Origin of the sequence: Oscillibacter sp. CAG:155 (assembly GCA_000436875.1) — a bacterium.
Taxonomy (GTDB): domain Bacteria; phylum Bacillota; class Clostridia; order Oscillospirales; family Oscillospiraceae; genus Oscillibacter.
Genome location: FR890932.1, coordinates 23,189 through 33,609 on the forward strand (window position 1 = coordinate 23,189; position 10,421 = coordinate 33,609).

At 60.0% G+C, this 10,421-nt stretch carries 12 protein-coding genes; 11 read left to right on the forward strand and 1 reads right to left on the reverse strand.

Annotated features, from left to right (window positions below):
• The 9 genes from QZL67_RS07260 to nifU all read left to right on the forward strand — a co-directional run.
• On the forward strand, positions 1-457 hold a 457-nt coding region (locus QZL67_RS07260; RefSeq protein ID WP_292920070.1), incomplete at its 5' end, for a HemK/PrmC family methyltransferase.
• Between the two features lie 82 nt (positions 458-539).
• On the forward strand, positions 540-1,646 hold the full coding sequence (gene recA, locus QZL67_RS07265) for a recombinase RecA (RefSeq protein ID WP_022290073.1): 1,107 nt from the start codon (positions 540-542) through the stop codon (positions 1,644-1,646).
• Positions 1,636-2,256, forward strand: coding sequence for a regulatory protein RecX (locus QZL67_RS07270; protein WP_022290074.1), 621 nt, complete (start codon positions 1,636-1,638; stop codon positions 2,254-2,256). The genes recA and QZL67_RS07270 overlap by 11 nt, the downstream gene beginning before the upstream one ends.
• Positions 2,257-2,277: 21 nt before the next feature.
• The gene (locus tag QZL67_RS07275) at positions 2,278-2,646 is read left to right on the forward strand and encodes a hypothetical protein (RefSeq protein ID WP_022290075.1); all 369 of its coding nucleotides are present in this window, start codon (positions 2,278-2,280) and stop codon (positions 2,644-2,646) included.
• 24 nt (positions 2,647-2,670) lie between these two features.
• Positions 2,671-3,993 carry a 30S ribosomal protein S12 methylthiotransferase RimO gene (gene rimO, locus QZL67_RS07280; RefSeq protein WP_022290076.1) on the forward strand — a complete coding sequence of 441 codons (1,323 nt, stop codon included), beginning with the start codon at positions 2,671-2,673 and terminating at the stop codon, positions 3,991-3,993.
• Positions 3,994-4,012: 19 nt separating this feature from the next.
• Positions 4,013-4,309 carry a helix-hairpin-helix domain-containing protein gene (locus QZL67_RS07285; RefSeq protein WP_022290077.1) on the forward strand — a complete coding sequence of 99 codons (297 nt, stop codon included), beginning with the start codon at positions 4,013-4,015 and terminating at the stop codon, positions 4,307-4,309.
• Complete coding sequence (gene pgsA, locus QZL67_RS07290; RefSeq protein ID WP_022290078.1) at positions 4,293-4,814, forward strand: CDP-diacylglycerol--glycerol-3-phosphate 3-phosphatidyltransferase; 522 nt, start codon at positions 4,293-4,295, stop codon at positions 4,812-4,814. The genes QZL67_RS07285 and pgsA overlap by 17 nt, the downstream gene beginning before the upstream one ends.
• Positions 4,815-5,122: 308 nt before the next feature.
• Positions 5,123-6,310 (forward strand): cysteine desulfurase family protein, encoded by a 1,188-nt coding sequence (locus QZL67_RS07295; protein WP_022290079.1) that lies wholly within the window; start codon positions 5,123-5,125, stop codon positions 6,308-6,310.
• Positions 6,311-6,326: 16 nt separating this feature from the next.
• Positions 6,327-6,776, forward strand: a complete 450-nt coding sequence (gene nifU, locus QZL67_RS07300) for a Fe-S cluster assembly scaffold protein NifU (protein ID WP_022290080.1) — start codon at positions 6,327-6,329, stop codon at positions 6,774-6,776.
• Positions 6,777-6,861: 85 nt separating this feature from the next.
• Here the strand turns inward: nifU and serC are convergent, their stop codons facing one another.
• Positions 6,862-7,956: a 3-phosphoserine/phosphohydroxythreonine transaminase gene (gene serC / locus QZL67_RS07305; RefSeq protein WP_022290081.1), complete on the reverse strand. Its 1,095-nt coding sequence runs from the start codon at positions 7,954-7,956 to the stop codon at positions 6,862-6,864.
• A 393-nt stretch (positions 7,957-8,349) separates the two neighbouring features.
• Here serC and QZL67_RS07310 point away from each other — a divergent pair, with 393 nt between their 5' ends.
• Both QZL67_RS07310 and QZL67_RS07315 read left to right on the forward strand, forming a co-directional pair.
• On the forward strand, positions 8,350-9,180 hold the full coding sequence (locus QZL67_RS07310; RefSeq protein WP_292920072.1) for a hypothetical protein: 831 nt from the start codon (positions 8,350-8,352) through the stop codon (positions 9,178-9,180).
• A 29-nt stretch (positions 9,181-9,209) separates the two neighbouring features.
• On the forward strand, positions 9,210-10,421 hold a 1,212-nt coding region (locus QZL67_RS07315; RefSeq protein ID WP_292920074.1), incomplete at its 3' end, for a chloride channel protein.

Sequence of the window (10,421 nt, forward strand, 5' to 3'; positions counted from 1 at the left end):
GGCGTGCCGGGTAGTGCTGGGAGAGTGGTCTGACGGCGCACTGAAGATCTGCCGGCAGAACATCCGCCGCAACAGCCTTACCGCCCGGGTGGTGCCCATGCAGACAGATGCCCGGGAAAAACCGGACAAATCCCTGGGGGAATTTCAGTGTATCGTCTCCAATCCCCCGTACATTCCCCGGGCGGACATCGACACACTGGATGCATCTGTCAAGGACTACGAGCCGCATCTGGCTCTGGACGGCGGTGAGGACGGCCTGGACTTTTACCATACCATCTCAGAGAAATGGAAGGAGGTCCTGGTCCCCGGCGGCCGGCTCTATTTCGAGGTGGGCATCGGCCAGGCGGACAGTGTGCTGCGCATCATGCGGGCTCAGGGCTTTGGGGATATTCAGGTGGTCAAGGACCTCCACGATATCCCCCGGGTGGTATTCGGCACCCTTTGTACGGAAATTTGAGAAATTCTGCGGCAGGAGCACTTTCCCGCCTGCATCATGCGGACCGGGCCGCAGAATGAGCGAAGATTAGGAGGAGAAACAGATGGCAAAGGAGAAAGCACCGCTGCCTTCGGCAGCACCGGCGGACGATAAGAAAAAGGCCATTGATACCGCAATGGCCCAGATCGAGAAAATGTACGGCAAGGGTTCCATCATGCGCTTCGGCGACAAGGCGGAGCTGAATGTGGACTTTATTCCCACCGGCTCTCTGGCGCTGGATGTGGCGCTGGGGATCGGCGGCCTTCCCAAGGGGCGGATCGTGGAGATCTACGGGCCTGAGTCCTCCGGTAAGACCACGCTGGCGCTGCATGTGGTGGCGGAGGCCCAGAAGCGGGGCGGTGAAGTGGCTTTCGTGGATGCGGAGCATGCTCTGGACCCCACCTATGCCCGGGCACTGGGCGTGCGGGTGGAGGATATGCTGATCTCCCAACCGGACACCGGTGAGCAGGCCCTGGAAATCACCGAGGCGCTGGTCCGTTCTGGAGCTATTGACGTCATCGTGGTGGACTCCGTGGCCGCGCTGGTTCCCCGGGCGGAGATCGAGGGTGAGATGGGCGACAGCTACGTGGGTCTCCAGGCCCGCCTGATGAGCCAAGCACTGCGCAAGCTCACCGGCGCCATCGGCAAGACCAACACAATCGTTATTTTCATCAACCAGCTGCGGGAAAAAGTGGGCGTCATGTACGGCAATCCGGAGGTTACTACCGGCGGCCGGGCGCTGAAATTCTACTCCTCCGTCCGCATCGATGTGCGGCGGATCGAAGCACTGAAAAACGGCTCCGAGATCATCGGCAACCGCACCCGGGCCAAGGTGGTGAAAAACAAGATGGCACCTCCGTTCCGGGAGGCGGAGTTCGACATCATGTACGGCGAGGGCATTGCCCACGAGGGCGAGCTGATCGACCTGGGTGTGAAGCTGGATCTGGTGCAGAAGGCGGGCTCCTGGTTCTCCATGGGAGAGACCCGCATCGGCCAGGGCCGGGACGCCGCCAAGAAATATCTCAAGGAAAACCCGGAGATCGCCGCGCAGCTGGAGGCGGATATCCGCAAGAACTTCGATAAGCTCCTGAGCAACCAGGCCCGGATTGCCGCCAAGGCCGCTGGGCGTGCGGTGGACGTGAGCGCCGACGACTTCAACGATGACAATTGAGCGCATTGAGGCGTCCCGGCATAAAAAGGGCCGGGTGCTGGTATTCCTGGAGGACGGCGCCTGCCTTCGGATCACGGAGCAGGAGCTGCTGGACTTTGGCCTGCGGGCCGGAGATGAACTGAACGACAAGACCCTGCAAAAGCTCAAAGAGGCCGCTGGCGTGTCCAATGTAAAAGCCACAGCGGCAGATCTGGTGGGCAAGCGGGCCATGAGCCGCCGGGATCTGGAGCGCAAACTCCGGGACCGGGGCGCCAGCGAGGCGGAAGCCCGCTACGCCGCCGAGTGGCTGGAGGCCATCGGTGCCATCAACGACGCGGACTACGCCGCGGTGCTGGCCCGGCACTGCGCGGATCTGGGCTACGGTCCTCAGCGGGTGCGGGAGAAGCTCTACGAAAAGGGCGTGCCCCGGGAGCTGTGGGACGATGCCCTGGATACCCTTCCAGATCCCGCTGGACAGATCGACCGCTTTCTGGTATCCAAACTCCGGGGCCGGGTCCCGGATGAGAAGGAGAAAAAGCGCCTTTGCGACGCCTTGGCCCGCCGGGGCTTTGCCTGGCCGGATATCCGGGCGGGATGGAGCCGACTGGGGGAGGAGATCCCCCAGGAGTGACACGGAAGGAGCGTGTGGCTCATGACCGGAAGAAACCGAGCACTGCGATTTTTTGCCTTGTCCCTGGCCGGGGTCCTCTTGGCCCTGCTGCTCTGGAGGCTCAGTCCCGGTCCGGAGTGGCTGGCCTGTTCCACGGCGGAACGCTACACGCGGCAGTGCGCCCCTGCGTACAGCCATCTCACCATGGTGCTGGAGGGAGAGGTCAGCCGCCATGTGGTGGGATCATTTTGCGTGGAATATCCGTCCTGGACGGTGCTATTGTCCCAGGAAAACGACCCGGATCTCCAAGGCCCTTTCCTTCGGCTGGAGATGCATAACGGGATCTTTCCCACTGCGGTGACCGCAGCCAGCTGGTGGACGCCGGAAATCTCTCTGCCTGTTTCTCAATAAAAAATCAAAAAACGGAGCGATCCTATGTCATACAAAATAGCATTTATTTCCCTGGGCTGTGCGAAGAACCAGGTGAACTGCGAACAGATGATGGCCACTTGTCAGAAGGCCGGGTACACCATCCAGGTGGCGCCGGAGGGGGCCGACGTGGTGGTGGTGAATACCTGCGGCTTTTTGACCTCCGCCTGTGAGGAGGCCATCGACAACATTCTGGAGATGGCGGAGCTGAAAAAGGCCGGGCAGGTGAAAAAGATCCTGGTCACCGGCTGCATGGCCCAGCGGTACAAGGAGGACGTCCTTTCGGAACTGCCGGAGGTGGACGGCGTGCTGGGCACCGGCAGCTACGGCGACATTGCCGATGCGGTGGCGGAGGTCATGGACCAGGGACTGCGGCCCTGTCACTTGGGCAATATCCACACCGCCGACCAAAGCGGTGAGCGGATCTTGTCCACGCCGCCTTGGTATGCCTACCTGCGGATTGCCGAGGGGTGCGACAATCACTGCGCCTACTGCGTGATCCCCTCCTTGCGGGGAAAGTACCGCAGCCGCCCTATGGACGAGCTGCTGGAAGAGGCAAAGGAGCTGGCTTCCGCCGGGGTGAAGGAATTGCTGGTTATCGCCCAGGACATCACCCGTTACGGTACGGACCTGAGCGGCGAGCATCAGCTGGCAAAGCTGCTGACGGAGCTGTGCAAGCTGGACTTCCACTGGATTCGCCTGCATTACCTCTATCCTGATGAGATCACCGAGGAGCTCATCGACACCATCGCCCGGGAGCCCAAGATCGTCAAGTATCTGGACATTCCCATCCAGCACTGCAACGACGGTATCCTGAAGGCCATGAACCGGCGGGATACCAAGGCAGAGCTTTTAGAGCTCTTTGCCAAGCTCCGCTCCCGTATCCCCGGTCTGGTGCTACGCACCAGCCTTATCACCGGTCTGCCTGGCGAAGGGGAGACGGAGCTGGAGGAACTGTGTGAATTCCTGCGCCAGACCCGCATCGAGCGGGCCGGCGTGTTCCCGTTCTCTCCGGAGGAGGGAACCCGAGCCGCCCAGATGGAGCATGTGGACATGGAGGAGGCCCGCCGCCGTGCGGAGCTGGTGGTGGACGTGCAGTCTGATATCATCGACGATTACAACGACTCTGTTCTCGGCACCGAGCGGGAGGTTTTGTGCGAGGGCTTCGACGGCCAGGCCCAAATGTACTTTGGCCGCAGCTATGCCGAGTCTCCGGAGATCGATGGCCGTATCTATTTCACCGCCGATCAGGAGGTGGAGCCGGGTACCTTTGTAACCGTTCGGCTGACAGGCACCATGGACGGCGAGCTGACCGGCGAAGAGGTGTAAAGCACCGGAGAGTGAGCACATGAAGCATCCGCTGGAGGAGATTCCCGGCGTGGGGCCCCGGATCGCCGGCGTCATGGAGAGAATGGGTATCCGTCAGGTCTCTGACCTGGTGGGGAAGGACCCGGAAGAACTATACCGCCGGGAGTGTCGGCTCAAAGGATTTGAGGAGGATCGCTGTGCCCTGTATGTCTGGCGGACGGCGGTTTATTATGCCGAGAACCCGGTGCGGGAAGCGAAAAAATTAAAATGGTGGTATTGGAAAGACAAACCCTATCCGCCGCCAAAAGAAGGAGAAACCAATGAATCTGCCAAATAAACTGACTCTTTTGCGCATTATATTGATCCCTGTATTTATGGTGGTGCTGTACTGGGGATTTCCATATGCCAACTATGTGGCGCTGGCCATTTTCATCATCGCCAGTCTGACGGATATGCTGGATGGAAAGATTGCCCGGAAGTACAATCTGGTGACGGACTTCGGCAAGTTTGCCGATCCCCTTGCAGATAAGATGCTGGTGACGGCGGCCATGCTGTGGTTCGTGGAAAACCATCAGATGGCGGCCTGGATGCTGCTGATCGTCATCTGCCGGGAATTCGCAGTCAGCGGTCTGCGGATGATCGCCAGCGACAAGGGGCGGGTGATCGCCGCCGGCTGGTCCGGAAAGGTCAAGACCGCCTCTACTATGGTGTGCATTGTGCTGATGTTCCTGCCCATCCCGCCGGTGCTCAACACGATCTGCTGCTGGGTCATCACGCTGACGACGTTGTATTCCGGCGTGGAATACTTTGTAAAAAACAAAGACGTTATCGCCACTGCCTGAGTACAGGTTCCGGCGTTTCCTCTCCGTTTCGGGGAGGGTGCGCAGCCCCGTTCGTAATGAAATCAAGAGAGCCTGCCGTTTCAAACGGCAGGCCCTTTTTGCATATGGTGCAAAACATACCGCGAATCCGGGAAGGGAGAGCGCTGCGGAGCGGCTTGCATGCGCGGGCGGCGGATGCCGAAAATCGGTCCGCAGAAGGCAGCGATACCACAGAGTTCCCACTTTCCTATAAAACCTACTTGACAAATAGGAAAAAGCATGATATGAATATATCATACAAAACAGATAGGAAATAAGGAGAAACTGCCATGAAGATTTACGCGGATCATGCGGCCACCACCGCCGTCAGCGATACGGCCATGGCTGCGATGCTGCCCTGCTTCCAGGGCATTTACGCCAATCCCTCCAGCCTCCACAGTCCCGGTCAGCGGGCGGCGGAGAAGCTGGTGGAGGCCCGGGAGATTTTTGCCCGGAATCTGAACGCCGCCCCCCGGGAGATTACCTTTACCTCCGGCGGCAGCGAGTCCGATGTTCAGGCTCTGCGTACCGGCGCGGCGCTGGGGGCCCGGAAGGGCAAGCGCCATATCCTCTCCACCAAGTTTGAGCACCATGCAGTCCTCCACACCCTCAAGGCGCTGGAGAAGGAGGGATTCACAGTTACGCTGTTGGATATTCCTGCCGACGGTGTGGTGACGGCGGAGGCGGTCCGGGAGGCCCTGCGGCCGGATACCTGCCTGGTGTCGGTGATGTTTGCCAATAACGAGATCGGTACCATCCAGCCCATCGCGGAGATCGGAGCGCTGTGCCGGGAGGCAGGCGTACTGTTCCACACCGACGCAGTCCAGGCGGCGGGCCATCTGCCCATTGACGTGGAGGCCATGCACATTGACCTGCTGTCCCTGTCCGCCCACAAGTTCCGGGGCCCCAAGGGAGTGGGTGTGCTGTATGCCCGCCGGGGCGTTGCGCCGGAAACGGTGATCCACGGCGGTGCTCAGGAGTGGGGCAAGCGAGCCGGAACGGAGAACCTGCCTGGTATCTGCGGCGCGGCAGCGGCCTTTGACGAGGCTTGCACCAACCTCAGGGAGAGCACGGCCTACCTGGCGCCGCTGCGGGACAAGCTGATCGCCGGTTTGACCGCCATCCCCCACACCGTGCTCAACGGCGACCCCGTCCGGCGGCTGCCGGGAAACGTCAACGTCTGCTTTGAGGGCATCGAGGGAGAGTCGCTGCTGCTGATGCTGGATGCAAAGGGCATCGCGGCGTCTTCCGGCTCCGCCTGCACCTCCGGGTCCCTGGACCCAAGCCATGTGCTGCTGGCACTGGGACGGCCCCATGAGGTGGCCCACGGTTCCCTGCGGCTGAGCCTGGACGTGGACAACACGCCGGAGGAGATTGACTATATTCTGGACGTCCTGCCCGGCATCGTCTCGTACCTGCGGGAGATCTCCCCGGTGTGGGACGAACTGGAGACGGGCCGGCGGCCCCATCTGATTTGAAAGGGAGGAACCAACAATGGCATTGTACAGTGATAAGGTCATGGACCACTTCCAGAATCCACGGAACGTGGGCAAAATGGAGAACGCCGACGGCATCGGCGAAGTAGGCAACGCCAAGTGCGGCGACATCATGCGGATGTACATCAAGGTGGACCCCCAGACACAGGTCATCACCGACGTGAAGTTCAACACCTTCGGCTGCGGCAGCGCCATTGCCACCAGCTCCATGGCCACGGAGATGATCAAGGGCAAGCCCATTTCAGAGGCGCTGAAACTCTCCAACAAGGCGGTGGTGGAGGCGCTGGATGGCCTGCCCACCCATAAGATCCACTGCTCCGTTCTGGCGGAGGAGGCGGTCCGGGCGGCGGTAAAGGACTATTTTGACCGCAACGGCATCCCCTATGGGGACGAGCTCCAGGACTGCGCCGGCCACTGTGATACCTGCGGCCACAGCTGCGAAGTGTGAGCGGCTGACGGAAGAATAAAAAGACCCCCCGGCACAGAAAAATCTGTGCCGGGGGGTTGTTCATGAGAAAGGGACGGGGGAGCGGTCAGTTCCCGCTGTGCTCCGCCTCGTATTTTTTCAGGAAGTCCACCAGGGCCACCACGCCTTCCTTGGGCATGGCGTTGTAAATGGAGGCCCGCAGGCCGCCTACGCTCTTGTGGCCCTTCAGGTTGTCGAAGCCCGCCGCCTTGCTGGCTGCCACCACGTCGGCGTCCTGCTCCTTGCTGGGGGTGACGAAGGGGACGTTCATGAGGGAGCGGTCCTCCTTGCGCACGGCGCCGGTGAAGAACTTGCTCTGGTCCAGGAAGTCATAGAGAATGGCCGCCTTTTCCTCGTTGCGCTTGGCCATGGCCTCCAGGCCGCCGTGGGCGAGCAGGTACTTGAACACCTTGCCGCAGCAGTAGATAGCCCAGCAGTTGGGGGTGTTGTACAGAGAGTCGTTATCGGCATGGGTCTTGTAGTTGAGATAAGTGGGGACAAAGGTGGGCAGGTCGTCCCGCAGCAGATCCTCCCGGATGATGACGATGGCCATGCCGGCGGGCCCCACGTTCTTCTGCACGCCAGCCCAGATCAGGCCATAATCGGAGACGTTGCAGGGACGGGAGAGGAACATGGAGGACTGGTCTGCCACCAGCACCTTGCCCTTGGTATTGGGGAGCTGGTGATAGGTGGTGCCGTTGATGGTCTCGTTTTCGCAGATGTAGACATAGTCGGCGTTGTCCGGAATGTCCAGATCCGAGCAGTCGGGAATATAGGAGAAGTTCTTGTCGGCGGAGGAGGCAACAATCTTGACTTTGCCATATTTCTGGGCTTCTTTCAGGGCCTTCTTGGACCAGTTGCCGGTCTCCACATAGCAGGCCACGCCGTTTTTCATCAGGTTCATAGGCACCATGGCAAACTGCACCGTGCCGCCGCCCTGAATAAAGAGCACTTTATAGTTGTCGGGAATCCCCATCAGCTTCCGCAGGTCAGCTTCCGCTTCGTCCCGGATCTGCTGGAACACCTGGGAGCGATGACTCATCTCCATGACACACATGCCGCTGCCGTGGTAGTTCATCATCTCAGCGGCAATCTCTTCCAGCACTTCTTCCGGCATCATCGCCGGGCCAGCGGAAAAATTGTAGGTCCGTCCGTATTTCATGCGCGTTTCCTCCATCTTTCTGAATAGAATCTAACCGGACGGCTGACGGAAGCAGGCGGCTCTCTGCCGCCTGCCTCTCCGGCCTTCAGGGTGCCTCCAGTATACGACAGGCTGCCAGAACAATCAACTGACCGGAAGAAGTTTCACAAAACGCCCAAAAATCAGGAGAAAACCGAAATTACAATGCATAAAATGAACAATACAGAAATGGACTCACTGCGGGAAATATAAAAAATGAGAAAGAGCACGGAGAAAGACGCGAAACCTGGAACGGAGATTGCAATCCTGTGGAAAATTTTATATAATTTTAACCGAATCTGACAAGCGGGCGGAACGGAGCCGTCCAGAATCTGGAAGAATCGAGGAAGGACTATGAGACCGGACGGGACCCGTTTGCGAAATCTGACACCTATCGTGCAGGCACTGCCCTATATCATGCCACGTCGTTTTGATGCCCAGAACTGGGCCACGGACTATGTGGACGAGGATCTTCTGCGTGCCTACATCCGTCAAAAGCGGCGGGAGGGGCAGCATGTGACCCACATGAGCGTTCTGGTGGCGGCTTACTACAAGGCGGCGCTGGAGCATCCCAAGGTAAACTGCTTTGTGATGAATCGCAAGGTGTATCAGCGCAATCATTTCTGCTTCAGCTTTGTGCTGCTCAAGACCCGGGCGGACGGTACGCCGGACGAGACCGCCCTGAAGATCTTTCTGGAGCCGGAGGACGATGTGTTCACTATTGCCCGGAAGATCAAAGAGCATATTGACCGCAATCTGCAGACCACTCACAATAACCAAACAGACCGGTTTGCCAGCTTCGCATTTTCTCTGCCGCTGCTGCCCCGGCTGGTGTTTGGCCTTGCGTATCACCTGGATCTCCACGGCCTGCTGCCCCGGAAGATCATCGACTTGAGTCCCTTTCACACCAGCCTCTTTATCACCAATCTCGCCTCCATCAATACCACCTGCATTTTCCATCACTGCTATGAGTTTGGCACTACCGGTGTTTTCATCTGCATGGGGCGGCCGGTGCCGGACCCCACGGCGCCGGAGGGCAGCCGGAAAAAGCTGCTGCCCCTGGGCGTGGTGATGGACGAGCGCATTGCAACCGGCATTGAATACTCCCGCTTTTTCGCGGCCTTCAGCCGTTACCTGCGCAAGCCGGAGATCCTGGAGCAGCGGCTGGACGGGAAGGTGCCGGGACTTATGGCCTCAAAGCTGTAAACACCCGGAATAAAGAGGAGAGAGAACATATGGGAAAAGGATTTGGAAGCCGGGCCGCGGCGTGGTGTGTCCATACGGGCCTATACATCCGGGCGTTTATCAAATGGCTGCTGGTAGCGGCGGTAATGGGGACCTGCTGCGGCGTGGTGGGCTCCCTCTTTCACATCGGCATCAACGGGGCCACGGCCCTGCGGGGGGCGCACCCGTGGCTTTTGTGGTGCCTGCCGCTGGCGGGCCTTGTGATCGTAGGTTTTTATAAGCTGACAAAGACAGAGGGGCAGGGGACCAACGACATCATCGAGGCAGTCCACCATGGCAAGGTGCTCTCCATCTGGCTGCTGCCGGCTATCTTTGTCAGCACGGTGCTGACGCACCTGTGCGGCGGTTCTGCCGGGCGGGAGGGCGCCGCACTGCAGATGGGGGGTACCATCGGCAGTTTTGTGGGGCATCTGTTCGGTTTGGATGACCGGGACCAGCGGACGGCCACCATGGTGGGCATGGCGGCATTTTTCTCCGCATTGTTCGGGACGCCGCTGGGCGCTACGATTTTTGCCATCATGGTCATCAGTGTGGGCGTGCTGTACCACGCGGCGCTGGTGCCCTGTCTCACCGCTGCCCTGATCTCCTACGGCGTGTCGCTGGCCATGGGGGTTGAGCCGACAAGGTTTACGGTCGCCGCACCGGCGCTGGAGCCGGGAATGCTGGTACGGACGGCGATTCTGGCGGCACTTTGCGCGCTGGTGTCGCTGCTGTTCTGCAATACGCTCCACTTTGTGGAAAACCTGCTCAAACACTGGCTACCCAATGCCTGGGTGCGGGCAGTGGTGGGCGGCGCGGCGGTGGTGGCGCTGACCTATCTCTGCGGTACCACAGACTATAACGGTGCGGGCATGGAGATCATCACCGCGGCGGTAGAGCAGGGAAGTGTCCGTCCTGCCGCCTTTTTGCTCAAGATCCTCTTCACCGCCGTGACGCTGGGGGCCGGCTTCAAGGGCGGTGAGGTGGTCCCGTCGTTTTTTGTGGGCGCCACCTTCGGCTGCTTGGCAGGTCCGCTGCTGGGGATTCCGGCGGGGTTTGCAGCGGCGCTGGGATTGGCGGCGGTGTTCTGCGGTGCCACCAACTGTCCGGTGGCGTCCATGTTTTTGGCGGTGGAACTGTTCGGCGCCGACGGGCTTTTGTATTTCGCATTGGTCTGCGGGATCAGCAACATGCTCTCCGGCTATAACGGACTCTACTCCAGT

Coding starts and splice junctions, on each gene's coding strand:
- recA (WP_022290073.1), top strand. CDS start 540: ATGGCAAAGGAGAAAGCACCGCTGCCTTCGGCAGCACCGGCGGACGAT.
- QZL67_RS07270 (WP_022290074.1), top strand. CDS start 1,636: ATGACAATTGAGCGCATTGAGGCGTCCCGGCATAAAAAGGGCCGGGTG.
- QZL67_RS07275 (WP_022290075.1), top strand. CDS start 2,278: ATGACCGGAAGAAACCGAGCACTGCGATTTTTTGCCTTGTCCCTGGCC.
- rimO (WP_022290076.1), top strand. CDS start 2,671: ATGTCATACAAAATAGCATTTATTTCCCTGGGCTGTGCGAAGAACCAG.
- QZL67_RS07285 (WP_022290077.1), top strand. CDS start 4,013: ATGAAGCATCCGCTGGAGGAGATTCCCGGCGTGGGGCCCCGGATCGCC.
- pgsA (WP_022290078.1), top strand. CDS start 4,293: ATGAATCTGCCAAATAAACTGACTCTTTTGCGCATTATATTGATCCCT.
- QZL67_RS07295 (WP_022290079.1), top strand. CDS start 5,123: ATGAAGATTTACGCGGATCATGCGGCCACCACCGCCGTCAGCGATACG.
- nifU (WP_022290080.1), top strand. CDS start 6,327: ATGGCATTGTACAGTGATAAGGTCATGGACCACTTCCAGAATCCACGG.
- serC (WP_022290081.1), bottom strand. CDS start 7,956: ATGAAATACGGACGGACCTACAATTTTTCCGCTGGCCCGGCGATGATG.